The organism is Micromonospora sp. RTP1Z1 (assembly GCF_033804685.1).
Lineage (GTDB): Bacteria > Actinomycetota > Actinomycetes > Mycobacteriales > Micromonosporaceae > Micromonospora.
In genome coordinates, this window is record NZ_JAPFQV010000067.1 from 12,025 (window position 1) to 35,548 (window position 23,524).

Here is a 23,524-nt window from a genome sequence, read left to right on the forward strand (position 1 = left end):
CGGCTCAGTAGAGGAAGAAGGGGACGGTCGGGTTGGACGCCTTGGCCCCCGCCGCGGGCGGCGCCACGTCCAGGACCTGGTCCCGTTTGATGGTGTCGGGCGGGTTGTTCCGGTAGGCCACCCGGTTGGCCTCGTACATGTACGAGCCGGTGGGCAGCCCCCCGGCCGGGCCGCCCGGATAGGCCGCCAGGTGGGCCGGATAGGCCGCCAGGTGGGTGACCGGGGCGCCGACGTCCCGCTTGAGCGGGGTGTCGAGCGCGCCGTCGACGGTGGTCTGGTAGATCGACCTTTCGGGCCGCCCCTCCGAGCGCAGCTCCGAACCCGCGAAGACCAGCTGGTTCTCGGCGTACCAGTCGACGGCGGTGAGGCCGGTGAGCCGGGTGACCAGTCGGCGGGGCTGGCCGACGGAGACCACGCCGCCGTCGAGGCTCACCGCGGCGACGTAGAGGGCGCCGTCCACGATCAGCGCGATCCGGTGCCCGTCGAGCGAGGCGGCCACCGCGGTGACCGGGCCCGGCAGCGGGATCAGTTTCAGGCCGGCCAGGTCGTCGAAGCGGTAGAGCCGCTTGTCGACCACCACCAGGCCGTACCGGTGCTGCGGGTCGAGCGAGCGGAGCCAGGTCGGGCGGCCCACCGAGGCGTACCAGCCGGTGCCGTTGAACGTCGTGACCTGGTCCGGCCCGGAACCGACCATCAGCCGCTGCTTCCGGTCCGCCCGGGTGACCACCAGCGCGGCGAGGATGTCGTGCTGCGAGCGGCTGAGCGCCGCCGAGACGATGCCCTTGTTCGCGGCGGCGGCCACCGGCACGGTGCCGCTCGACTCGCCGGCGAAGGAGAGCGGGTGGATCGCGCCGTCGTAGAGGCTGTACCGCTCCGGGCTCCCGATCGTCGGGTACGCCGGATTGTCCAGGCGTTCCTGCTTGAGGTCGACCGTGAGCCGGTTCTGGTTCTGGATCTTCAGATCCAGCTGGCCGCTGAGTTCCGACAGCGACCAGGCGAGCTGGGTGGCGAGCCGGGCCAGCCGGGGCTCGTTGGCGCCCGGCATGGCCAGGTTGATCTCCCAGCGCTCGTCCGAGCCGGTGGCGTTGTTGATCGGGGCCGTGCCGTCCGGCAGCCGGGTGACCCCCTGGGCTAGCCAGTCGGAGGGGCCGCCGGCGAGCCACTTGACGACCTCGGTGACCCGCCGTTCGGCGGGCACCGCGGAGGGCAGGTAGCGCTGGTCGGGCACCAGCTGGGTCTGGTCCGAGTTCCAGAAGTAGATGGTGTGCTCGACGTAGTAGCTGTGCAGCGCCTCGTCGCTGAGCAGCAGCACGTTCGGCAGGTCGGTGAGGACCAGCCCTGGCTGACCGCTACCGGCCGGCCGCAACTTGAACCGGTACTCCGTCTCAGGGGCCGCCGGCGGCGCGAGCCAGCCGTCGGCCCGGAGCACGCCGACCTGCTGCACCCTGACGGTGACGTCGTAGCTGCCGTCGCTGTTCGACCTCGCCTCGGGACTCTCCCGCAGCCGGACCACGGTCAGCGCGATCTCACTGCTCTGCTTCTTGCGGAGCCGGCTCTTCGCCTCGGGCGCGATGAACTGCTTGACCCGGTAGTCCGCCTGCTCCCGCTCCCCCGCCGCCGCGGCCAGGTAGTTGCGGACGAACTCCTTCGGGTCGTCGGTCGCCGCCTGGGTGACCGGCTGGGATCCGCCGCCGTTGGTCGAGCCGGCCCCCGCCGCCGGCCCCGCGCCGTCCACCTGGACGTCCGAATTGGCCGGGATGCCGCAGCCGGTCAGCCCGGCGGTGAGGAGCGCGCCACCGAGCAGGGCGGCCAGCAGCCGCCGCCTCACGACGACACCTCCGCCCGGTCGTCACCGGCTGCGGTCGGTCCGATGGCCAGCGCGCCGGCGCTGCCCGGGCCGATGGCCAGCAGGCCGCCGTCCCGGGGACCGCCGAAAGGCAGCGTGGCGTCGGCCGGCACCAGCCGCAGCGGCGAGGTGGTCAGCCGGTCACCGGCCCGGGCCGGCAGGGTCAGCCGGAACTGGGCGCCCTGCCCCGGCGCGCCCCACGCCTCCAGCCAGCCGCCGTGCAGCCGGGCATCCTCCAGGCTGATCGACAGCCCGAGCCCGGTCCCGCCGGTCTGCCGGGCCCGCGACGGGTCGGCCCGCCAGAACCGGTTGAAGACCAGCTTCTCCTCGCCCGGCTTGAGCCCGACGCCGTGGTCCCGGACGGTGATCGCCACCGCGTTCTCGTCCATGCCGAGGGTGATCAGCACCGGCTTGGCCTCGCCGTGCTCGACCGCGTTGCCGACCAGGTTGCGCAGCACCCGTTCGACCCGGCGCGGGTCCACCTCGGCGATCACCGGGGCGGCCGGCACATCCAGCTCGATGGTCACCCCCACCCGCTCGGCCAGGCCCGCGAGCCGGTCGGACACCCGGTGCACCACCGGCACCAGGTCGGTCGGCTCCGAGTCCAGCATCGCGAAGCCGGCGTCGAACCGGCTGATCTCCAGGAGGTCGGTGAGGAGCTCCTCGAACCGGTCCAGCTCGGCCTGGAGCAGCTCGGCGCTGCGGGCCACGGCCGGATCGAACTCGTCCCGCTCGGCGAAGATCAGGTCGGCGGCCATCCGGACCGTGGTCAACGGCGTACGCAGCTCGTGCGAGACGTCGGAGGTGAACCGGCGCTGCAACCGGGACATCTCCTCCAACCGGAGGATCTGCCGTTGCAGGTTGGTCGCCATCTGGTTGAACGAGGCGGCGAGCAGGGCCAGGTCGTCCTCCCCGTTGACCACCATCCGCTGGTCGAGCAGGCCGGCGGAGAGCCGTTGGGCCGTCCGGGCGGCCACCCGCACCGGGGTCACCACCAGCCGGGTGACCAGGGCGGCGAGCAGGCCCAGCAGGAGCACCAGGGCGACGCCGGTGGCGACCACGGTGGCCCGGGCGTCGGCGGCGGTGGCGTCCTGGCGGGCCAGCGGCACGAGGTAGTAGAGCTCCAGCTGGCCGAACCGGGTCGGCACCGGGGAGCCGTACACCAGGTACTTGGTGCGCTCGCCAGCCAGCTCGCCGGTGCGGATCTGGTGGGCGATTTGGCCGGCGGCGACGGAGGCCCGCAACTCCCGGCTGATCAGCGGGCGGACCTGGGCGTCCGGCGAGGTGCGCGGCTCGATGATCCCGGTGTACCTGTCCGCGGTGATGGCGACCACAACCCCGCTGGTCTGCGCCGGATCACCGCCGGCCAGGTAGTTGACCGTGCCGTCGATGGTGTCCTGGAGCTGGGCCTCCTGCGGCTGGCTGTAGAGGCCGAACTGCTTCGAGGCGTAGTCGCTGCCGTTGCGCAGCCGCAGCAGGACGTCGGTCTCCGCGTTCTCCAGCAGGATGCTGGTGATCTTGTCGGCGATCAGGTACGCGAACCCGCCGACCAGCAGGCTGGAGGCGACCAGGGTGATGGTCACCACCCGGACCTGCAACGATCGCCGCCAGGTCTGGTGCAGGCCGGCGACGAGCCCGGCCGACCAGGCGGCGAGGGCACGCCAGAGCGCCCGCGCGGCCTGGAGCCGGCGGGACGCGGTGGTCGGCGAGTCGGGGGGCGGGGAGGTCACCACAGTGCGACCAGGCTATCCGGTACCCGCCTTGTAGCCCACGCCCCGAACGGTGAGGATGATTTCCGGCCGCTCCGGATCCGGCTCGATCTTGGCGCGCAGGCGCTGCACGTGCACGTTGACCAGGCGGGTGTCCGCGGCGTGCCGGTAGCCCCAGACCTGCTCCAGGAGCACCTCACGGGTGAAGACCTGACGCGGCTTGCGAGCCAGCGCGACCAGCAGGTCGAACTCCAGCGGGGTCAGCTTCACCTCCTCGCCGTCCCGGCTGACCGTGTGCGCCGGCACGTCGATGGAGATCTGGTTGTCGGGCGGCCCGATGGTGAGCAGCTCCGGTGCGACGTCTTCACCCCGGCGCAGCCGGGCCCGCATCCGGGCCACCAGCTCCTTGGGCTTGAACGGCTTGACCACGTAGTCGTCGGCCCCGGACTCCAGCCCGAGCACCACGTCCACGGTGTCGCTCTTGGCGGTCAGCATCACGATCGGTACGCCGGACTCGGTCCGGATCGCCCGCGCCACGTCGATTCCGCTCATTCCGGGCAGCATCAGGTCGAGCAGGACGATGTCGGGCCGGGTGTCACGGAACGCGGCCAATGCCCGTTCCCCGTCGGCGACGAAGGAGGGCACGAAGCCCTCGCTGCGCAGGACGATGCCGAGCATCTCGGCGAGCGCGGGGTCGTCGTCGACCACCAGTACCCGGGCTCTCATGGGGTTTATCGTTCCATCCCCGTTCGGTTCGGAGGGTTGGGCGTTACCACGGCACCGTACTGCGGCGGGACACCGCGCACCACAGCTGGCGGGACACCGGACGCGCGTGGCGCGCCGCCCGGCGTACGGGTCCACCGGCCGAGGACCGGCCGTGCAACCATGATCCCCCGGGTGTGCCGCCGCCCGCCACCACCGCCCGTTCGCCAGGAGTACGCGTGCCCGACGTCGGCCCGACCGCCGTGCTCCCGCGCCGCCCGCTGACGGTGGGCGAGCTGCTGGACTCGGCGGTCCTGCTGCTGCGCGGCCAGGCCCGGCTGCTGGTCCCGCTCGCCGCCGCGCTCGCGCTCGGCGAGCAGCTGCTGCTGCACCCGCTGCGGGTGCTGGCCGACGCGCGACCGCCGGAGTACTGGCTGGACGCCGGGCGGCTGGGCTGGTACTGGATGCTGCTCGCGGCGGGCGCGGCCACCGAGGCGACGATCATCGCGCTGCTCGGCAACCCGGCCGCCCGGGCCGCCGGGGCGGCGCTGCTGGGCCGCCGGGCCGGGCCGCGCGAGCTGCTGCGACCCGCCGGCTCCCGATGGGGGGCCACCGTCGCAGTCGCGCTGGCGGTCGGGCTCGGCGTGCTGGTCGCGGCGCTGCTCGGGCCGGCCTGGTTCGTCGCGTACGGGCTGCTCGGCGCGGTCGTCCCCGCGCTGGTGGTGGACCGACTGCCCGCGTACCGGGCACCGCTGCGCGCACTCGGGCTGGCGGTCCGCTCCGGCAGCCGGGCGGCCGGCATCCGGCTGCTCGGCTACCTGGGCTGGTGGCTCATCCGGCTCGGCATCGGGCTCGGCGTCTACTACGGCCTCACGCTCCTGGCGCTGGTCGACCTGACCGACCCGGCGTGGGCCCTGCCGGTGGCCACCGCGGCGTGGGTCGGCGTGAACGCCGTCGCCTACCCGGCGCTGGCCTGCCTCGACGCGGTGCTGCACCTGGAGACCCGGATGCGGACCGAGGGACTGGACATCCGGCTCGCCCGGGCCCCGGCCGGCACGCCGGAACCGGTCCTGCTGGCGGTGCGGCGATGAGCCGGTGGTGGACCGAGGCCGTCGCCGCGCTCGGCGACCTCGTCCCGCTGCCCCTCGCCGCCCTGCTGCTCGTGCTCGCCGCCCTGCTGGCCGCGCTGGCCTGGTACTTCTTCCCGGCCTGGGTGCCCCGCCAGTTGCCCCGCCTGCGGCTGCCCCGGCTGCGGCTCCCCCGGCTGCGGCTGCCCCGCTGGCGGCTCCCCCGGCTGCGGCTGCCCCGACTGCGGCGGCCCCGCCGTCGGCGTCGCCCCGCACGGACCGCCGCGGTGCCCGCCGTGCCGGCGCCCCGCACCGCCGAGCCGGAACGGGCGGCCGCCGGACACGGCCCGCTCGCCGACCGCCTCGCCGCCGAGGGCCGGTACGCCGAGTCGGTCCGGGAGCGGCTGCGCGACATGGTCCGCGAGCTCGTCGCCCGGCGGGTGGTCGAGCAGCGCCCCGGGATGACCGTCACCGAACTGACCTCCGCCGCGGCCCGGAACCGGCCGCGGGTGCATCCCGTCCTGCACGCCGCCGGGGTGATCTTCTCCGACCTCTGGTACGCCCAGCGCCCGGCCACCCCCGAGCACGACCACCGGATGCGCGAACTCGCCACCGACCTGCACCGGGAGCTGACCGCCGACGTCGCGGGCGGTGACCCGCAGTGATCGACACCGTCGCGGCGCCGCCCGCCGTCCAGCGACCGCCCGGCCGCCCCCGCCGCCGGCACCGGGTGCTGATCCCGCTCGGGCTGGCCCTGCTGCTGATCGTGGCCTCCCTGGTGGCCCACGCCGTCGACCAGCCCGACCCCGCCGACCGGGGGTTCCTCTCCCCGGTCGCCACCGGGGACGACGGGGGCAGCCGGCTGGCCGAGGCGCTGCGCGGGCAGGGGGTGGCCGTACGCCGGGAAACCGACCCGCTGAGCGCGCTGCTGGCCACCCGGCCGGGTCCCGCCACGCTCTTCGTGCCGGCGCCGGAGCTGGTGCACCCGGGCACCGTCGCCGCCCTGGCCGATCTGCCCGCCGGCAGCCGTCTGGTGCTGGTCGACCCGTCCCGGCGGGTGCTGGAGGGGCTCGGCGTACCGCTGACGCCGACCGACCGCCGCTGGGCCACCCGGGCCATCGCGCCGGACGCCGACGGCCACCGCTGCGCCCTGTCCGAGGCGGCCCGCGCCGGCACCGCCGCCGCCGACCGGCAGCGGTACGCGATCCCGACCAACTGGTCGGCCACCCGCTGCTACGCCGGGGGGCTGGTCCGGGTGCCCTGGCGTACCGAGGTGGTGGTGATCGGGGCCAGCGACCCGTTCCGCAACGACCGGATCGACGAGTACGGCAACCGGGCCCTCGCCACCGGGCTGCTCGGCGGGCCGCGCCCGCTCGTCTGGCTCGACCTGGACGGCCCGACACCCGCACCGACCTTCGGGGACGGCACCGACGGCGCACCCGCCTGGTCGCCGTCGCCGGCCGACTCCGCCGGGTCGAAGGCCGGCGGCCCGCCGGGGAGCGGCGGCCGGCCGGGCCGGGGCGCCGACCGGCCGGACGGCGGCCAGCCGGACGACAACCGGGCGGACGGCCGGCAGCCGCGGCAGAACCCGCTCTGGGCGGCCTTCCCGGTCTGGTTCTGGGCGCTGCTCGTCCAGCTCGCGGTGGCCGGCCTGGTGGTGGTGCTCTGGCGCGCCCGGCGGCTCGGCCCACCCGTGCCGGAGCCGCTGCCGGTGACCGTCCGCTCCGCCGAGACCGTGCTCGGGCGGGCCCGACTCTACCGGCGCGCCGGCGCCCGCGGCCCGGCCGCCGAGACGCTGCGCGCCGCCGCGCGGGACCGCCTGCTGCCCCGGCTCAACCTGCCGTCCGACACGCCGCCCGCCGAGGTGGCCGACCGGGTCGCCGCGCGCGCCGGTCTCGACCCCGACCGGGCGGCGGAGCTGCTCTACGGCGACGAGCCGGCCAACGACCAGGAGCTGTTGGAGCTGGCGCGCGCGCTGGACCGGCTGACCCGTACGGTCGCCACGCGACCCGACCACCCGACCGAAGGAGACCCCCGGTGACCGGACCCGTTACCGCCACCGCGCCGGCCGCCGAGCAGCACGACGCCCGCGCCGCCCTGCACCGGCTGCGAGCCGAGGTGGCCAAGGCGGTCGTCGGGCAGGACGCCGTGGTCACCGGCCTGGTGATCGCCCTGCTCTGCCGTGGGCACGTGCTGCTGGAAGGGGTGCCCGGGGTGGCCAAGACCCTGCTCGTCCGCACCCTGGCCACCGCCCTTGACCTGGAGTCCAAGCGGGTCCAGTTCACCCCGGACCTGATGCCCGGTGACGTCACCGGGTCGCTGATCTTCGACCCGCACACCGCCGCGTTCACCTTCCGCGAGGGGCCGGTCTTCACCAACCTGCTGCTCGCCGACGAAATCAACCGGACCCCGCCGAAGACCCAGTCGGCGCTGCTTGAGGTGATGGAGGAGCGGCAGGTCTCCGTCGAGGGCGACCGGCGGCCGCTGCCCGACCCGTTCATCGTCGCGGCCACCCAGAACCCGATCGAGTACGAGGGCACCTATCCCCTGCCCGAGGCCCAGCTCGACCGGTTCCTGCTCAAGCTGACCGTGCCGCTGCCCAGCCGGGACGAGGAACTGGGCGTGCTCCGCGCCCACCACGCCGGCTTCGACCCGCGTGACCTGCGCGCGGCCGGCGTACGACCGGTGGCCACCGCAGCCGACCTCGCCGCCGCCCGGGAGGCCGTCGGGCGGGTGCACGTGGCCGAGCCGCTCTTCGGCTACATGGTGGACCTGTGCCGGGCCACCCGGAACACCCCGGCGCTGGAACTGGGCGCCTCGCCGCGCGGCGCCACCGCGCTGCTCAACACGGCGAAGGCGTGGTCCTGGCTGGCCGGCCGCGACCACGTCGTCCCCGACGACGTCAAGGCGGTCGCCCGGCCCACCCTGCGGCACCGGCTCCGGCTGCGCCCAGAGGTCGAGCTGGAGGGCGTCAGCGTCGAGGCGGTGCTGGACACGGTGCTCGCCACCGTGCCGACGCCGCGATGACCTGGCGGGCGGCGCTGCTGCTCGGTGCGGGCGCGCTGACCCTGCCGGCCTGGCCGGCGCCGTTCCTGGGCGTCGCGGTGATGACCGGCCTGGTGCTGCTGCTCGTCGCCCTCGACTGGGCGCTGGCCGCGCCGCTGCACGCGGTCGGCGCCACCCGCTCCGGGGACCGGACGGTCCGGCTGGGTGGCACCGCCACCGTCACGCTGCACCTGGCGAACACCTCCGGCCGTACGCTGCGCGCCCAGGTGCGCGACGCCTGGGTGCCGTCGGCGGGCGCCCGGCCGGACGTACCGCCGCGACGGGTGCTGCTGGTCGAGGCGGGCGGCAGCGCCGCGCTCCCCGTACGGCTCACCCCGGCCCGCCGCGGTGACCGGCCGGCGGCGGCACTGGCCGTCCGCTCCCTCGGGCCGCTGCGGCTGGCCTTCCGGCAGCGCGCCGGCCGCCCCGGCACGCCACCGTGGACGCTGCGCGTGCTGCCCCGCTTCGACTCCCGGCGGCACCTGCCGGAGAAGCTGGCCCGACTGCGGATCATCGACGGGATCCAGGTCACCCGGGGCCGCGGCCAGGGCACCGAGTTCGACACCCTGCGCGAGTACGTGGTCGGTGACGACGTGCGCTCGATCGACTGGCGGGCCAGCGCGCGCCGCTCCGACGTGCTGGTCCGCACCTGGCGGCCGGAGCGGGACCGGCGCCTGGTCTGCGTCCTGGACACCGGCCGCACCTCCGCGGTCCGGGTCGGCGACGAGCCGCGCCTGGACACCGCCATCGACGCCGCGTTGCTGCTCACCGCGCTCGCCGCCCGCGCCGGTGACCGGGTCGACCTGCTCGCGGCCGACGCGGCGGTCCGGGCCACGATGACCGGCAGCGGCCGTCCGGCCCTGCTGTCCCGGCTCGTCGACGCGGTCGCCCCGCTCCAGCCGGCGCTGGTGGAGACGGACTTCGAGTTGATCGCCGGTGAGGTGCTGCGCCGGGAACGGCAGCGCAGCCTGGTGGTGCTCTTCACCGCCCTGGAGGCGGGCGCGCTCGGCGAGGGCCTCCTGCCGGTACTGCCCCGGCTCGCCGCCCGGCACCGGGTGGTGGTCGCCGCGGCCCACGACCCGGTGCTGACCAGGCTCACCACCGTCGCGCCGAGCGGGCCGGACGACGCGTACGCCGCCGCGGCGGCCTGGCGGGCGCTGGCCGAACGGGACCGGGTCCGCGCCGCCCTGGCCCGACACGGCGTGACCGTCGTGGACGCCCCCGCCGACCGGCTCGCCCCGGCGGTCGCCGACACCTACCTCCGGCTCAAGGCGCTCGGCCAGCTCTGACCGGCCGCCTCGGCGGTCCCGGCCGCGGGGCGGGTGGCCGCGTACCGGCCGAGCAGCAGCGCGTACGACAGGAAGGCCAGCCACACGGCGGCGCCGATCGTGACGCGGACGCCGACCGGCACGGGCGCCGGGGTCACGAACGCCTCCAGCAGCGCCGACACGGCGAAGAGCCCGACCAGGCCGACGGCGACCACGATGGCGGAGCGGCCCGCCGCGGCGACCGCCCGGCCGCGACCGAGGTGGGCGGGCGGCGAGATCCAGGCCCACCCGGTCCGCAGGCCCACCCCGGCGGCGACGAAGATCCCGGTCAGCTCCAGCAGCCCGTGCGGCGTGATCAGGCCGAAGAAGACGTCCGCCCGGCCGTAGGAGACCATCACCCCGCCGACCACGCCGACGTTCAGCGCGTTCTGCCACAGCAGGTAGAACACCGGCACCACCAGCACCCCGGAGGCGAGGCACTGGGCGGCGATCCAGGCGTTGTGCGTCCACAGGTGGAAGGCGAAGGTGGGGGCGGCGAACTCCGTGTAGTAGCCGGCGAAGCCGGAGTCGACCAGGTCGGCGGCGGCGTCCTCGCCGATGAACGCGGCGGCGGTGTCCGGGTGCCCGGCGACGAACCAGATGAGGAACCCGCTGAGCGCGCTGAACGCGGTGGCCACCCCGCACCACCAGGGCCAGGCCCGGTAGAGGGCGGCCGGCAGGTCGGCGACCAGGAACCGGCGCACCGCCGCCCAGGAGGGCCGCGGCCGGCCGGTGATCCGGGCCCGGGCCGCCAGCACCAGGTGGGAGAGGCGGTTGACCAGCGCCGGGTCGGGTGAGCGGCTGCGCAGCACGGAGAGGTGGGTGGCGGCCCGCTGGTAGAGCGCGACCAGTTCGTCAACCTCGGTGGCGTCGAGCCGGCGCCGGCCCGCGAGCTGTTCCAGCCGCCGCCACTCGGCGCCGTGCTCCGCCACGTACGCGTCGAGATCCACTCGTCCTCCCCGGTCCGGCGCCCATAGTGTTCACTGTCCGGGTGAGAGCGCAACCTCCCGCACCGGCGCGGGCCGCGGACCGGTGGGCCGACGCCGGCCTGGTCAGCGGCGAGGCGGTGGAGCTGGACGTCCGGGCGGCCCGGCTCGGCTCCCGGGTGCTCGCCCTGCTGATCGACCTGCTGGCCCAGGTGGTCGTGGCGATGCTGCTGGCGGTCGGGCTGTCCCTGCTGCTGCCCGCCCTGCCCGCCGCCGCCGTGGACGCCGCCCTGGCGGGCGCGCTGCAGACGGTGCTGCTTGTCCTGGTGCTGGTCGGCTACCCGGTGCTGATGGAACGCTTCGTCGGCGGCCGTACGGTCGGCAAGCTGGCGGTGGGCCTGCGGGTGGTCCGGGCCGACGGCGGTCCGGTCGGGGTCGGCCAGTCGCTGACCCGGGCCCTGGTGGGCGTCGCGGTGGAGTGGCCGGGGCTGGTGCTGCCGCTGCTGAGCTGGGTGGCGAGCGTGACGGTGATGCTGACCGACCCACGTGGGCGCCGCCTCGGCGACCTGGTGGCCGGCACGATGGTGGTGCACACCCGGGGCGCCGCGGCGTGGCGGCCGGTCCCGCTGGCCGTCCCGGCGCTGCTCGGCTGGGCGCACACCCTGGACCTGACCCGCCTGGACGACGGGCTGGCCCTGGCCGCCCGGCAGTACCTGGGCCGGGTGCACCAGCTGGTGGAACCGGAGCGGGCCCGGCTGGGTCGCGCGCTCTGGGCCGAGGTGGCCGTCGTGATCTCCCCGCCGCCGCCGTGGGCCGCGCCGGAATCGGTCTACCTGGCCGCGGTGCTCGGCGAGCGGCACCGTCGGGCCGTGGACCGGCTGCGCCGTACCCGCGGGGTCACCGCGGCGCTCTGGCCCGAGCTGACCGCGTCGCCGGTAGCGGCGCCGCTGCCGGCCGCGACCACGTCGGCGGCGACTCCGTTGCGGCCCGCCGCGCCGGCGCTCGCCGTCCCCACCCAGCCCGATCCGGTACGCGGACAGCCCGCCCCGGTCGACGCCGAGCACCCGGCCGGCTGACCTCTCGTCGAACTGGACGGCGTGGTCCGGCGGCTCGACCGCGCCGGCGTCAGGCGTCAGGCGAAGAGCGCGCGTCCCCAGTGGTCGGCGGCGTCGCGGATGCCCGGCGGGCAGGCGAACACGGCGCTGGAGACGTGTCGCAGGTACTCGTTCATCGCGTCGTTCCGGGAGAGCCGGGTCTGGATCGGCACGAACTGCTTGCGCGGGTCCCGCTGGTAGGCGAGGAAGAAGAGGCCGGCGTCGAGCCGGCCCAGCCCGTCGGAGCCGTCCACGAAGTTGTAGCCGCGGCGCAGCAGGCGGGCGCCGTCGTTCTGGCTCGGGTGGGCGAGCCGGACGTGCGCGGTCTCGGCGATCACCGGCTCCCCGTCGTCGCCCTTCGTGGCGAAGTCCGGCTCGGCGAACTCGTCGCCCTTGCCCAGCGGCGCGCCGCTGCCCTTGGTCCGGCCGACGATCTGCTGCTGCTCGGCCAGGGAGCTGCGGTCCCAGGTCTCGATCTGCATCCGGATCTTGCGGCTGACCAGGTACGACCCGCCGGTCATCCAGTCCGGCCCGTCGGCGGGCTGGGCCCAGAGGTGGTCGCGGAGCAGGCCGGCGTCCTCGGCCTTGAGGTTGGCGGTGCCGTCCTTGAAGCCGAAGAGGTTGCGCGGGGTGGCCTGGTCCCGCGAGGTCGACGAGGTACGCCCGAAGCCGAGCTGCGACCAGCGGACGCTGACCACGCCCATGCCGATCCGGGCCAGGTTGCGGATGGCGTGCACCGCCACCTGCGGGTCGTTGGCGCAGGCCTGGACGCAGATGTCCCCGCCGGAGATCTCCGGGCGGAGCGCGTCCCCGGCGAAGTGCGGCAGGTCGGCCAGCGCGGGCGGTCGCCGGTCGGCGATGCCGAACCGGTCCTTGCCCTGGGCGTCGCGGAAGAGCGTCGGGCCGAAGCCGACGGTGAGGGTGAGCTGCGACGGGGGCAGGCCGAGCGCCTCGCCGGTGTCGTCCGGCGGCGCCTCCGGCATGCCGCCGACCGCGCCGATCAGCCCGGCGTCCTTCCCGGTGGTCATCCGGGCGGCGGCGGCCGTCCACTCCTGGAGCAGCGCGACCAGCCGGGCCCGGTCCTTGGTGATCACGTCGAACGCGACGAAGTGCAGCCGGTCCTGGGCCGGGGTGGTGATGCCGGCCTGGTGCTCGCCGAGGAACGGCACGGCGCCGGCGGCGACGCCCTCGTTCGCCCCCGCGTGATCCACGCCGCGGACCAGCGCACCCGCGCCGGCGGCGACACCGGCCACTCCGGCGACCCCGACGCCGGCCAGGGTGATGGCCCGGCGCCGGGACAGGCGCGTGCGGTGGGCGGGGGCCGCCTCGGCGGCGGACCCGTTGCTCTGCTCGCTCATCGACTCTCCTGCGGGAAGTCCGTCACCGGGCGACGGCTGCGGCGACCTTGCTGATCGGCTCGGCCAGGGCGTTGATGCTGTCCGACAGTTCCTTCAGCTCGGTTGTGCTCAGCGCGGTGTGCAGCTTCCAGCCGTCACCCGCGCGGTGCTTGCCGAGCGCGGCCTCGACGTTGGCGAACTCGGTGTCGAGCTGCTTGACCAGCTCGGGCGAGCGCTGCTCCAGCGCGGGGCGGAGCGTGGCGATGGCCGCCTTCGAGCCCTCCAGGTTGGCGTTGAAGTCCCAGAGGTCGGTGTGCGAGTACCGCTCCTCCTCGCCGGTGATCTTGCCGCTGGCGACCTCGTCCAGGAGCCCCTTGGCACCGTTGGCGAGCTGGAGCGGGGTGAGCTTCTCGGCGTTGGCATTGGCCACGAGCGCCTTGACGTCGGTCAGCAACTGGTCGGCGATCGGGCCGTCCTTGCTGATGTCACCGCTCGTCCAGAGATCCTTCTCGATCCGGTGGAAGCCGGTGAACTGCATGCCGTCCTCGACGACCTCGTCCCGGCCGTCGATCTTCGGGTCCAGGTCGCCGAAGCTCGCCGCCACCGGCTCGATCCGCTCGAAGTAGGTGCGGGCCACCGGGTACAGCGCCTTGGCCTTGGCCACGTCGCCGGCCTTGACCGCGGTCACGAACTCCTCGGTCTTCGCCTGCAGGGCGGCGGTCTGGCTGGTGACGTACCGCTGGTAGCTGGCGGTGGCCTGGGCCAGCGCGGCGTCCGGAGCGACGGTCGACGCCGTGCCGCTGACCTTCAGCGCGCCGCGGATGCCACGGCCGCTCATCCCGGGCTTGCAGGCCGTCTCGTACGTCCCGGCGGGCAGCTCTACGCGCAGTTCGCGGCTCAGCCCCGGGGCGATGTTCTCCACCTCGCCCATCACCCGGTCGCCGGCCGCGTAGATGTAGAACTCGTTGACCTTGCTGCCAGTGTTGGTCACCGAGAAGGTGGCCTGGCCGGAGGCCAGCTCGGTGACGTCCACCTCGCAGGCGGAGTCGGTGGCCTTGACCTTGACCGCGTTGCCGGCCTTGGCGGCCGACTTCCCCTCGGTGTCGGCGCCGCAGGCGGTGACGCCGGTGACGGCCAGCACGCCGGTGGCGGCGAGCACGACGAAGCGGGTGGTACGCATCAGAGCTGTCTCTCCTCGGAAAAGGCGGATCAGGCGCGCTGGCGCGCGGCGGCCGGGGCGTCGGTGGCGGGCTCGCCCGGGGCGGCGGGCTTCGCCGGGGCGGCCGGCTTGCGGAGGAAGAGCACCATCACCGGCACCGCGTAGGCGACCCAGGCGACCATCTCGAGCACGCTCGGGGCCGGGGTGATGTTGAACATCCCGGAGAGCAGGGTGGCGTACCAACTGCCGGGAACGAGCACCGAGGTGATGTCGAAGGCGTGGTTGTTCAGGCCGGGCAGCACCCCGGCCTCCTGGAAGTCGTGCACGCCGTACTTGAAGATGCCAGCGGCGACCAGGATCAACAGCGCGCCGGTCCAGGTGAAGAACTTGCTGAGGTTGATCTTCAGGGCGCTGATGTAGAGCAGGAAGCCGAGGACGACCGAGGTGGCGATGCCGCCGGCGAGCGCCAGCAGCGGCCCGCTGTTGTTGTCGGCGAGGCCGCGGGCGGCCGAGTAGAAGATCAGCGCGGTCTCCAGGCCCTCGCGGATCACCGCGAGGAAAGCCATCCCGGTGACGGCCACCGCTCCCACCGCGAGCGCCTCGGTCAGCTTGCCGCGCAGCTCACCGGCGATGCTCCGGGCCGCCTTGCGCATCCAGAAGATCATCCAGGTGACGAAGACCACGGCCGCCACGGACGTCACCGCGTCGAACAGCTCGCGTTCCTCGGAGGTGTCGAGCATCGTCGTGGAGGTGTACTCGATCAGCCAGCCGAACAGCACCGACAGCACCACCGCCAGACCGACCCCGAGCCAGACGTGCGGCAGCCGGTTGCGGCGGTCTGACTTCACCAGGAACGCGACCAGGATGCTGACCACCAGGGTCGCTTCCAGGCCTTCCCGCAGGCCGATCAGGTACGTGGCGAACATCGGTACTCCGCGATCAGTTAGGCATGCCTCGGTTAACTTAGGGCAGCCATACCTTCCTACTGATCCGACCCGTCGTCAAGTCGTTCATGACAACGTCACCCTCTTCGCGGGACATCCGGGGAATGGCGGCCTGTGGCAGGATCCGGCCCAGCCCCTCAGACAGGACGACCGTGGCCGACGACCTCCTCGCCCCCACCATCACCCCCGCCGCGTACGCCGAGCGACGCCCGCCCTGGCGCCCCGGCTCGCTGATCTACCCCGCCGTCTTCGGCGGAGCACTCGCGGCCACCGTGCTGGCCCTGGTCAACGCCCGCCGGCTCCGCCTGCCCACCGGAGCCACCCTGGCGATCGTTGGCACCGGACTGGCCGCCCTGGTCGCCCGGCTGGCCATCACCGTGGCGCTGCTCGACGGCCACACCTCGGGGCCGGCCCGGCTGGTCGGGACCCCCGCCCCGGGACGGCGGCCGTGAAGGGCCTGCTGCCGTGGCTGGCCGTGCTGGCCCTGGTGTTCCTGCTCAGCGCCCTGCGGCTGCGCCCGCTGGCCACCGCCGTCTCGCTCGCCTGGCTGGCCTGGTGTGTCTGGACCTGGATCCGCCCGACCCGCCGCGGTCCCGACTGAGGCGGCCCGACCCGGGCTGATGCCGTCCAGCAGCCAGCGAGCATGACCGCGTCGCCCGCGCAACCCGCCCGGCAAGACGGAACCGGGCCGGCCGCGTGTGCGGCCGACCCGGTTCCGGGGTGTCGATCAGTAACGGTAGTGGTCGGGCTTGAACGGACCCTCCGGCGAGATGCCCAGGTAGCCGGCCTGCACCTTGGTCAGGGTGCTCAGCTTGGCGCCGAGCGCCCCCAGGTGCAGCCGGGCGACCTTCTCGTCCAGGTGCTTGGGGAGCACGTAGACGCCGATCGGGTACTCCTCGGTCTTGGTGAAGAGTTCGATCTGGGCGATCGTCTGGTTGGCGAACGAGTTCGACATGACGAAGCTCGGGTGGCCGGTGGCGTTGCCCAGGTTCAGCAGGCGACCCTCGGAGAGCACGATGATCGCGTGACCGTCGGCGAAGCGCCAGAGGTCGACCTGCGGCTTGATGTTGATCCGCTCGACGTCGGAGCGCTTGGCCAGGCCGGCCATATCGATCTCGTTGTCGAAGTGGCCGATGTTACCGACGATGGCCTGGTGCTTCATCCGGGCCATGTGCTCGTTGGTGATGACGTCGAAGCAGCCGGTGGCGGTGATGAAGATGTCCGCCTGCTCCACCACGTCGTCCAGGGTGGCGACCTGGTAGCCGTCCATCGCCGCCTGGAGCGCGCAGATCGGGTCGACCTCGGTCACCACGACCCGGGCGCCCTGGCCGCGCAGCGCCTCGGCGCAGCCCTTGCCCACGTCGCCGTAGCCGAACACGACGGCCATCTTGCCGCCGATCAGCACGTCGGTGGCGCGGTTGATGCCGTCGATCAGCGAGTGGCGGCAGCCGTACTTGTTGTCGAACTTGCTCTTGGTCACCGAGTCGTTGACGTTGATGGCCGGGAAGAGCAGGGTGCCGGCGCGGTGCATCTCGTAGAGCCGGTGCACGCCGGTGGTGGTCTCCTCGGTGACGCCCTTGATGCCGGCGGCGATCCGGGTCCAGCGCTGACCGTCCTCGGCGAACGAGCGGTGCAGCAGCGAGAGGATGACCGCGTACTCCTCGGAGTCGGCGGACTCGACCGGCGGGACCACCCCGGCCTTCTCGAATTCGGCACCCTTGTGCACGAGCAGGGTGGCGTCACCGCCGTCGTCGAGGATCATGTTGGGGCCGTGCCCGTCGGGCCAGGTGAGCACCTGCTCGGTGCACCACCAGTACTCCTCCAGGCTCTCGCCCTTCCAGGCGTAAACCGGGACGCCGGCCGGCTCCTCAGGGGTGCCGTTCGGACCGACCACGATCGCCGCAGCGGCATGGTCCTGGGTGGAGAAGATGTTGCAGGACGCCCACCGGACCTGCGCGCCGAGCGCGACCAGGGTCTCGATCAGGACGGCGGTCTGGATGGTCATGTGCAGCGAGCCGGTGATCCGGGCGCCGGCGAGCGGCTGCGCCTCGGCGAACTCACGCCGGATGGCCATCAGACCGGGCATCTCGTGCTCGGCGAGCTGGATCTCCTTGCGCCCGAACTCGGCGAGCGACAGATCCGCCACCTTGTAGTCGCCCTCGGCGAGGGTGCTCGGCCGGGCCTCGGACGGCGCGCCGCTGGGGACGGCCGGGAGGGTGCTGGTCATGGAAGCTCCTGTCGAACGATGTGCTGCGCAGCCTTCCACCTTACGCTCGCCGGCGGATGGAGCACGGCCCGGTCGGTGGACAGCGCACGGGGCGGTCGGTCGTGGACGGACTTTCCATCCACTATCCGGCCGCCCCGTGCATCCCCCCGGTTTGGTTCCCCGCGCGTTACCGGACCTTCGTCGCGACAACGCTGCGTACTCATAGAGTCACACTGAGCGAGTATCGCGTCAAGGCATTTCGGGAAAGTCGGACTTGTGGCGGGCCTGCGAGGCGCCGCTCTCGCAGCGCGAGGGGCCCGAGTCAGCGCAGGCCGGACGTGGCGACGTACCCCTCGCCCTCGCCGCCGATGACCAGCGACCCGCCGGCCGCGGTCCCGATCGCCGCCTGCCCCGGCCCGAGGGTGACCGTGCCCACCCCGTCGTCCACGGCGAGCTTGCCGGCCCGGCAGAGCACCACCCGCGGCCCGGGCAACGCCAGCCGCACCTCCGGGGAGCCCGCGTCCACCCGCACCCGGTGCAGCGCGAAGTCGTCCACCGGCACCGGCCAGGTCACCACCCCGGGCGCCACCTCAACCGGCGGCACGATCGGCTCGTCGAGCACCTCGAAGCGCAGCACCCGCAGCAGCTCGTCCACGTCGACCCGCTTGGGCGTCAGCCCGCCGCGCAGCACGTTGTCGCTGGACGCCATGATCTCCACGCCGGCGCCCCGCAGGTAGGCGTGCAGGTTGCCGGCCGGCATCCAGATCGCCTCCCCCGGCGCCAACCGCACGTGGTGCAGCAGCAGCGCCACCAGCACGCCCGGGTCGGCCGGGTAGTCGACGGCCAGCGCGCGGGCCAGCACCGCGTCCGGGCCGCCGGCCTCGGCCGTGAGCACGGCCGCCACCAGCCCGGCGCGCTCCGCCTGGGGCCAGCTCAGCAGCAGGCGTACGGCCTCCCGCAGGCCCGCCGGCCCGCCGCGCAGCGCGGCCACGACCGGCTCCAGCACGGGTACGCCGAACGCGGCGATCGCCGCCGCCGACTCCGCCGGGTCGCGGAAGCCGCACAGCGCCTCGAACGGCGAGAGCGCGACCAGCAGCTCCGGCTTGTGGAACGGGTCCACGTAGTTGACCCGTTCCACGTCGGCGGCGTGCCCGGCCCGGGCCTGCTCGGCGTCCGGATGGGCCTGCAGGCTCAGCGGGGCGTCCGCGGCGAGCACCTTGAGCAGGAACGGCAGCCGGGTGCCGAACCGGCCGACCAGGCGCTCGCCCAGCCAGCTCTCCGGCTCGGCGACCAGCAGGTCGGTCAGGTTGACCGGGGCACCGTCCCGGTCGACGGTGGCCGGGGCTCCCGGGTGGGCGCCCAGCCACAGCTCGGCCTCCGGGCCCGCGCTCGGCACCGGCCGGCCCTGCAGCTCCGCGATGGCGGTGCGGGAGCCCCAGGCGTAGTCCCGGATCCGACCCTGCAGCAGTTCCACGCTCAGCTCCCCGGTTGTGCGTCCTGCTCGCCGGCCTCCGACTGGGGTACGGCGGTGTGCGCCGCGGCGCCGGTGCCGGCCCGGTCCGCCGCCGCGCTGTAGATGTCCGGCTCCAGGTAGATGACCCGGGCGATCGGCACGGCCGCACGGATCCGCGCCTCCACGGCGTTGATGCCGCGGGCCAGCGCCTCGGCGCTGTCACACGGCGAGACCGCGACCTTCGCAGCCACCATCATCTCATCGGGGCCGAGGTAGAGCGTCTTCATGTGGATGATCCGCTCGACCTCCGGGCCGCCGGCGACGGCCTGCTCGATCTTCGCCAGTTCCTTCGGGTCGGCGCCCTCACCGAGCAGCAGGCTCTTCGTCTCGATCGCCAGGGTGGCAGCGATGATCACCAGCAGTACGCCGATCATGGCGGTGCCGGCGGCGTCCCACCTGCCGTTGCCGGTGATCAGCGTCATGCCGACGCCGAAGAGCGCGAAGACCAGACCGACCAGGGCGCCGAAGTCCTCCAGCAGTACCACCGGCAGCTCCGGCGCCTTGGCGCGGCGGATGAACCGCACCCAGGACTGGTTGCCGCGGATCAGGTTGGACTCCTTGATCGCGGTCCGGAAGGAGTAGCTCTCCATGACGAGCGCGAGCACCAGGACGGTCACCGGTACCCAGTGCCAGCTGGTGATGCCGTCCTTGTGCGACCACTTGTGGTACGCCTCGTAGAGCGCGAAGAGGCCACCGAGGCTGAACAGCACGATCGACACGATGAACGCGTAGATGTAGCGCTCCCGGCCGTACCCGAAGGGGTGTTGGGAGGTGGCCTCGCGCTTGGCCCGCCGGCCGCCGATCAGCAGCAGGCCCTGGTTGCCGGAGTCGGCGACCGAGTGGATCGATTCGGCCAGCATCGACGAGGAGCCGGTCAGTAGGAACGCGACGAACTTCGTGATGGCGATGCCGACGTTGGCCGCGAGGGCGGCGACGATCGCCTTCGTCCCGCCGTTGGCGCTCACGCCGCCACTCCCGCCCCGGACATGGCCACACCCGGTCGGATCGTTCGATCGCTCACTGGTTCGACAGCTCCTTCATTTCGGTGATGGCCGGCACCGCCATCGGGTCCAGCCCGTGGGCCAGGGCGAGGTAGACCGAGGCGAAGTCCGGCACCGCCATCAGCGAGGCGAGCCGTTCCAGCGCGGAGCCGCCCTCGGCGGTGACCACGTCGCAACGCACTCCGCGCCGCTCGGCGAGGGTCTGCACGGCGTCGGCCCGGCGCTCCTCGACCGCGACGGGCTCGTCGCTGTCGTCGTCGGCGTTGAGCCCGCCATCGCGCAGCAGCACCAGCCGCAGCCGGGTGGCGTCGGGGTCCGTCCCGTGCCGGTCGGCGAAGATGTCCCGCTCCCCCTCGACCAGCCCGCCGAAGACGCCGTCGAGCAGGCCGACGCGACCGCGACCGGCCTCGCCGAGCGCGCCGGTGACCACCGGGTAGCGGGCGTTCGCCGACAGGGTGTCGCCGAACCGGCGGGCCGCCACGGTCGCCAGCGGGGACGAGCCCCAGACGATCGGGATCGACCCGGCCAGCCCCAGGGCCAGCGACTTCGCCGGGTTGACGAAGGACTCGGCGGTGGGGCGGCACCGGTCGGCGTCCGCGTCGAGCCGGGCCGCGGTCTCGGCCAGGTCAGCCTCGTTGACCTTCACCAGCCCGAGCGTACGGGCGGCGAGCAGGACCGGCACGGTAAGCGCCCAGAGGCTGGCCCGGGCCGGGGCGCGCCGGGGCACCGGGATGAACGGCGCCCGGGCCCGCTCGGCCACCGACTGGAGCTGGGAGTCAGGCGCTCCGACGGCGACCAGCCGGGCGCCCCGCCGGTGCGCGGCCTCGGCGGCGCCCAACGCCTCAGGGCTGCGGCCGGAGGCGCTGACCGCGATGACCACGTCCGCCGCGCCGACCCAGCCGGGCACGCCGGCGCTGCGGTGCCGGATGACCGGGACCGGGCAGCGCGGGCCGGCGACCGTGGCCAGCACGTCCCCGGTACGCCCGGCGGTGCCGATGCCGGCGATGACGACCGCCCGCGGCCGCCCCTCGTCGACGAGCAGGCTCAGGTTGGCCTCGGCGGCCAGGGCGGCCGACTCCCGCACCTGGGCGCCGGCCGAGGCGGTGAACCGGAGCATGCCGCCCGGGTCGTGCTCGGCGAGCGCGTCCGGGTTGTCCAGCAGCGACTCGTCGGCATGCCGGCGCCCGCTGACCCCGGCCGTACCCTCCATCATCGCTGCGGCGCGGAGCCGCCGCGCGCGTCGTCCGCGGCGGGGCCGCCGCGGGCCTCGTCCAGCAGCAGCACCGGCACGTCGTCGCGGACCTCGAAGATCCGACCGCACTCGGTGCAGGTCAGGGTCTGGGCCTGCGCGTCGTAGTCGAGGGGGGCGTGGTGCGTGTCCGGGCAGGCGAGAATCTCGAGCAACTGCGGGTCCAGGGCCACGGCGCGGCTCCTTCCACGTATGCGGTCCAACCGGTCGGCGGTGCCGGCCGGCGCACGCGATCTTATCGGCGAACCCGGTCGGCCACCGCGCCACGGAACGAGATCATCCGCCGCCCGGCGCTCCGCTCCTCACCACACGCGGTCACCACGACTGAGCGTAACGGAGCGCGGGGTCCCCGTCCCTGCTCAGCCGGGCAGGCGGGGCATGACGGTGGTGGCGTCGCCGCCGGCCGGCGCCGGCGGCTCGCCGCCGGGCGGCTGCCCGCCGGCCGGACCCCCGTAGACGCTGCCGGTGGGTCGGGGCGCCGACGTACCGCCGTAGACGGCCGGGCTGGCCGGCTGCTGCCCGTACACCTGGCCGCTCGGGGTGCCGTAGGTGGTGGCGCCGGCGTTGCGCGGCAGCGGGAACTCCGGGTAGCCGGCGGCGGGCTGGTCGACCTTGTCGGCGCGGTTGCGACGGACGAGCAGCACGATGAGGGCGATGCCGACGAGTACCAGCGCGATGCCGAAGAACATGATCGGGGAACCTCCGGAGGACTTGTCGGCGGCGGCGCTCTGCCCGGTGGCCGGGTCGAGCACTGCGGCCGCGGTGTCGGCCGCGCGCACCGGCTCGGCCGCCACGGCGCTCGGCGTCGGGCTGGGGCTCGGCGAGGGCTTCCGCGCCGGCGTCGCGGCCGCCGCACCCACCACCCGGGCCGAGTCGGCGGCCCGGCCGAGCAGCCGGCCGGACGCGGCCATCGCCTCGCCCACGACGGTCAACCGACCGCCGGGCGCGCCGGCCAGGAAGGCGACCCGGTAACGGGCCGTGATGCCCTTGCCCTTGCAGAGGGTCGGGTTGGCCGGCGAGGTACGGGCCGTGCCCACCGTGCCGCCGCCACCGGCGACCCCCACCGGCTGCCACTGCCCACCGGTGTTGACCTGCACCTGAACCTGGTCGGGCTGGACGCCGTCGAGCCGCAGGCCCAGCGCGGTACGCAGCAGCACGCACCCGTCGGTGCGCTTGCGCACCTCGATCGCCACCGTGCCGGGCGATCCACCGACGGTGAAGCTGTCCGCCGCGCGCACCTCCACCCGATCGCTGTCGGCGAGCGCCGGAGACGCTCCGACGGTCACCAGGCCAACCAGCATCGCGCCGACCGTGGCCAGCCGCACCGCGTGCCGCCGAACCGACATGTCCACCTCACCGTTCCTGCCCCGACGGGACCCGCCGGTCAGGTTACTACCGGGTCAGCGTGCCCCCCGCTCATTGAGCGCTCCGCATGTGTGCCGCGACACCCTCCGCCGCCCCGTCCACCATCGACGCCGACCCTGACTCTCCGCATGATCGACCGCGGGGCGCGAGCGGGCGTGGGTGCCGGTCAGGCCGAGGCGGCGGCGAGGGCCTCGCGGCACAGCCGGTGGGCCGTCCGGGTGGTCTCCGGCAGCCGGTAGCGCGGGGTCAGCGCCAGCACCCGGTCGACGGCGTTCGCCAGGCTCATCCGATGGCCGACGCTGACGAAGACCGGCTTCACCCCGTTCCGGGTACGCAGTACCCCGCCGACCACCTCGCCGCCGTCCCGCAGCGGCGTCCACGCACCTCGGTGCGGCGCCGGCTCGTCCCACTCGCCGACCAGCGGCGTCTTGCCCACCCCGATCGCTGGCAGGCCGGTGACCACGCCGAGATGACAGGCCAGCCCGAACCGGCGCGGGTGGGCCAGCCCGCGCCCGTCGCAGACCAGCAGGTCGGGGCGGACGGTCAGCCGGTCCAGGGCGTCCAGCAGCGCGGGCAGCTCGCGGAAGGCGAAGAGCCCGGGCACGTATCCGAAGGCGGGCCGGCCCACGCTGACCGCCGAATCCACCACGGCGAGCGTCCGGGCGTCCAGCACGGTCACGGCCGCCGCGAGCCGGTCACCGCTCTCCGCGTACGCGACGTCGAGGCCGGCCACCGTCGACGGCGCGGTGGGTCCCGGCCCGACCAGGTCGGCCAACGGCCGCAACTCCTCCTGTACGCGCTGCGCCTCCGCCACGCTCCGCGGCGCCACGTACCGATGTCCCCCGCCCGTCACGGTCAGGCGAGGCGCAGGTCGACGCGGGCCTCGTCGACCCAGCAGAGGATGCCGTGCGCACCGGCGGCCTCGTCGACGGCGGCGGCCTCGTCGACGAAGGCGAGGTGCCGCAGCACGTACGAGAGGGTCAGCCCGTCACCGGACCGGGTCGCCAGCTCGCGGGCCCGGGCGAACGCCGGGGCCGCCGCGTCCTGGTCCCCG

At 74.3% G+C, this 23,524-nt stretch carries 22 protein-coding genes and 1 pseudogene; 8 read left to right on the top strand and 15 right to left on the bottom strand.

Annotated features, from left to right (window positions below):
* Nucleotides 1–4 precede the first annotated feature (4 nt).
* Genes SLP03_RS26240 through mtrA form a run of 3 tightly spaced genes read right to left on the bottom strand, consistent with a single transcriptional unit; the run spans nucleotide 5 to nucleotide 4,281 of the window.
* Entirely contained in the window at nucleotides 5–1,828 is a 1,824-nt protein-coding gene (locus SLP03_RS26240; RefSeq protein ID WP_319463304.1) for an LpqB family beta-propeller domain-containing protein, read from the bottom strand.
* Entirely contained in the window at nucleotides 1,825–3,579 is a 1,755-nt protein-coding gene (gene mtrB, locus SLP03_RS26245) for an MtrAB system histidine kinase MtrB (RefSeq protein ID WP_413644748.1), read from the bottom strand. Before mtrB ends, SLP03_RS26240 begins: the two co-directional genes overlap by 4 nt.
* A gap of 12 nt (nucleotides 3,580–3,591) precedes the next feature.
* The gene (mtrA, locus tag SLP03_RS26250) at nucleotides 3,592–4,281 is read right to left on the bottom strand and encodes an MtrAB system response regulator MtrA (RefSeq protein WP_319463306.1); all 690 of its coding nucleotides are present in this window, start codon (nucleotides 4,279–4,281) and stop codon (nucleotides 3,592–3,594) included.
* 215 nt (nucleotides 4,282–4,496) lie between these two features.
* Here mtrA and SLP03_RS26255 point away from each other — a divergent pair, with 215 nt between their 5' ends.
* Genes SLP03_RS26255 through SLP03_RS26275 form a run of 5 tightly spaced genes read left to right on the top strand, consistent with a single transcriptional unit; the run spans nucleotide 4,497 to nucleotide 9,658 of the window.
* Nucleotides 4,497–5,348, top strand: a complete 852-nt coding sequence (locus tag SLP03_RS26255; RefSeq protein WP_319463307.1) for a hypothetical protein — start codon at nucleotides 4,497–4,499, stop codon at nucleotides 5,346–5,348.
* Nucleotides 5,345–5,989 (top strand): DUF4129 domain-containing protein, encoded by a 645-nt coding sequence (locus SLP03_RS26260; RefSeq protein ID WP_319463308.1) that lies wholly within the window; start codon nucleotides 5,345–5,347, stop codon nucleotides 5,987–5,989. Before SLP03_RS26255 ends, SLP03_RS26260 begins: the two co-directional genes overlap by 4 nt.
* Entirely contained in the window at nucleotides 5,986–7,365 is a 1,380-nt protein-coding gene (locus SLP03_RS26265) for a DUF4350 domain-containing protein (protein ID WP_319463309.1), read from the top strand. The genes SLP03_RS26260 and SLP03_RS26265 overlap by 4 nt, the downstream gene beginning before the upstream one ends.
* On the top strand, nucleotides 7,362–8,351 hold the full coding sequence (locus SLP03_RS26270; RefSeq protein ID WP_319463310.1) for a MoxR family ATPase: 990 nt from the start codon (nucleotides 7,362–7,364) through the stop codon (nucleotides 8,349–8,351). Before SLP03_RS26265 ends, SLP03_RS26270 begins: the two co-directional genes overlap by 4 nt.
* Entirely contained in the window at nucleotides 8,348–9,658 is a 1,311-nt protein-coding gene (locus SLP03_RS26275; RefSeq protein ID WP_319463311.1) for a DUF58 domain-containing protein, read from the top strand. Before SLP03_RS26270 ends, SLP03_RS26275 begins: the two co-directional genes overlap by 4 nt.
* Here SLP03_RS26275 and SLP03_RS26280 read toward each other — a convergent pair.
* Nucleotides 9,625–10,626 (bottom strand): stage II sporulation protein M, encoded by a 1,002-nt coding sequence (locus SLP03_RS26280; RefSeq protein WP_319463312.1) that lies wholly within the window; start codon nucleotides 10,624–10,626, stop codon nucleotides 9,625–9,627. The two genes, SLP03_RS26275 and SLP03_RS26280, sit on opposite strands and share 34 nt — an antisense overlap.
* Nucleotides 10,627–10,667: 41 nt before the next feature.
* On the opposite strand from SLP03_RS26280, the gene SLP03_RS26285 reads away from it, so the two are divergent.
* The gene (locus SLP03_RS26285; protein ID WP_319463313.1) at nucleotides 10,668–11,678 is read left to right on the top strand and encodes an RDD family protein; all 1,011 of its coding nucleotides are present in this window, start codon (nucleotides 10,668–10,670) and stop codon (nucleotides 11,676–11,678) included.
* A 56-nt stretch (nucleotides 11,679–11,734) separates the two neighbouring features.
* On the opposite strand, the gene efeB is transcribed toward SLP03_RS26285, so the two are convergent.
* From efeB to efeU, 3 genes are read right to left on the bottom strand one after another with little or no spacing between them, the layout of a single operon-like run.
* A complete protein-coding gene (gene efeB / locus SLP03_RS26290; protein WP_319463314.1) occupies nucleotides 11,735–13,054 on the bottom strand; it encodes an iron uptake transporter deferrochelatase/peroxidase subunit in 1,320 nt (439 codons plus the stop codon).
* Between the two features lie 22 nt (nucleotides 13,055–13,076).
* Nucleotides 13,077–14,213: an iron uptake system protein EfeO gene (gene efeO, locus SLP03_RS26295; protein WP_319463315.1), complete on the bottom strand. Its 1,137-nt coding sequence runs from the start codon at nucleotides 14,211–14,213 to the stop codon at nucleotides 13,077–13,079.
* A gap of 29 nt (nucleotides 14,214–14,242) precedes the next feature.
* Entirely contained in the window at nucleotides 14,243–15,118 is an 876-nt protein-coding gene (gene efeU, locus SLP03_RS26300) for an iron uptake transporter permease EfeU (RefSeq protein WP_319463316.1), read from the bottom strand.
* A 170-nt stretch (nucleotides 15,119–15,288) separates the two neighbouring features.
* On the opposite strand from efeU, the gene SLP03_RS26305 reads away from it, so the two are divergent.
* Together SLP03_RS26305 and SLP03_RS26310 are read left to right on the top strand one after the other, a co-directional pair.
* A complete protein-coding gene (locus SLP03_RS26305; protein WP_319463317.1) occupies nucleotides 15,289–15,588 on the top strand; it encodes a hypothetical protein in 300 nt (99 codons plus the stop codon).
* Entirely contained in the window at nucleotides 15,585–15,737 is a 153-nt protein-coding gene (locus SLP03_RS26310) for a hypothetical protein (protein ID WP_319463318.1), read from the top strand. The genes SLP03_RS26305 and SLP03_RS26310 overlap by 4 nt, the downstream gene beginning before the upstream one ends.
* A gap of 126 nt (nucleotides 15,738–15,863) precedes the next feature.
* Here the strand turns inward: SLP03_RS26310 and ahcY are convergent, their stop codons facing one another.
* The 8 genes and pseudogenes from ahcY to SLP03_RS26350 all read right to left on the bottom strand — a co-directional run.
* Entirely contained in the window at nucleotides 15,864–17,363 is a 1,500-nt protein-coding gene (gene ahcY / locus SLP03_RS26315) for an adenosylhomocysteinase (RefSeq protein WP_319463319.1), read from the bottom strand.
* 301 nt (nucleotides 17,364–17,664) lie between these two features.
* Nucleotides 17,665–18,816, bottom strand: a complete 1,152-nt coding sequence (gene manA / locus SLP03_RS26320; protein ID WP_319463320.1) for a mannose-6-phosphate isomerase, class I — start codon at nucleotides 18,814–18,816, stop codon at nucleotides 17,665–17,667.
* A gap of 2 nt (nucleotides 18,817–18,818) precedes the next feature.
* Nucleotides 18,819–19,820 carry a cation diffusion facilitator family transporter gene (locus SLP03_RS26325; RefSeq protein WP_319463321.1) on the bottom strand — a complete coding sequence of 334 codons (1,002 nt, stop codon included), beginning with the start codon at nucleotides 19,818–19,820 and terminating at the stop codon, nucleotides 18,819–18,821.
* A gap of 52 nt (nucleotides 19,821–19,872) precedes the next feature.
* A complete protein-coding gene (locus SLP03_RS26330) occupies nucleotides 19,873–21,069 on the bottom strand; it encodes an SIS domain-containing protein (protein ID WP_319463322.1) in 1,197 nt (398 codons plus the stop codon).
* Entirely contained in the window at nucleotides 21,066–21,278 is a 213-nt protein-coding gene (locus SLP03_RS26335) for a Trm112 family protein (RefSeq protein ID WP_130331925.1), read from the bottom strand. The genes SLP03_RS26330 and SLP03_RS26335 overlap by 4 nt, the downstream gene beginning before the upstream one ends.
* Nucleotides 21,279–21,464: 186 nt before the next feature.
* Nucleotides 21,465–22,451, bottom strand: a complete 987-nt coding sequence (locus SLP03_RS26340) for a hypothetical protein (protein ID WP_319463324.1) — start codon at nucleotides 22,449–22,451, stop codon at nucleotides 21,465–21,467.
* 185 nt (nucleotides 22,452–22,636) lie between these two features.
* The gene (gene nfi, locus SLP03_RS26345; protein ID WP_413644749.1) at nucleotides 22,637–23,329 is read right to left on the bottom strand and encodes a deoxyribonuclease V; all 693 of its coding nucleotides are present in this window, start codon (nucleotides 23,327–23,329) and stop codon (nucleotides 22,637–22,639) included.
* Nucleotides 23,326–23,524 (bottom strand): annotated as a pseudogene (locus SLP03_RS26350) (hypothetical protein); the annotation flags it as partial. The pseudogene SLP03_RS26350 and the gene nfi, both read right to left, overlap by 4 nt.

Bases quoted from the DNA above. Each gene is read 5' to 3' on its own strand.
- mtrA (WP_319463306.1), bottom strand. From the start codon at position 4,281: ATGAGAGCCCGGGTACTGGTGGTCGACGACGACCCCGCGCTCGCCGAG.
- SLP03_RS26260 (WP_319463308.1), top strand. From the start codon at position 5,345: ATGAGCCGGTGGTGGACCGAGGCCGTCGCCGCGCTCGGCGACCTCGTC.
- SLP03_RS26275 (WP_319463311.1), top strand. From the start codon at position 8,348: ATGACCTGGCGGGCGGCGCTGCTGCTCGGTGCGGGCGCGCTGACCCTG.
- efeB (WP_319463314.1), bottom strand. From the start codon at position 13,054: ATGAGCGAGCAGAGCAACGGGTCCGCCGCCGAGGCGGCCCCCGCCCAC.
- efeO (WP_319463315.1), bottom strand. From the start codon at position 14,213: ATGCGTACCACCCGCTTCGTCGTGCTCGCCGCCACCGGCGTGCTGGCC.
- efeU (WP_319463316.1), bottom strand. From the start codon at position 15,118: ATGTTCGCCACGTACCTGATCGGCCTGCGGGAAGGCCTGGAAGCGACC.
- ahcY (WP_319463319.1), bottom strand. From the start codon at position 17,363: ATGACCAGCACCCTCCCGGCCGTCCCCAGCGGCGCGCCGTCCGAGGCC.
- SLP03_RS26330 (WP_319463322.1), bottom strand. From the start codon at position 21,069: ATGATGGAGGGTACGGCCGGGGTCAGCGGGCGCCGGCATGCCGACGAG.
- SLP03_RS26340 (WP_319463324.1), bottom strand. From the start codon at position 22,451: ATGTCGGTTCGGCGGCACGCGGTGCGGCTGGCCACGGTCGGCGCGATG.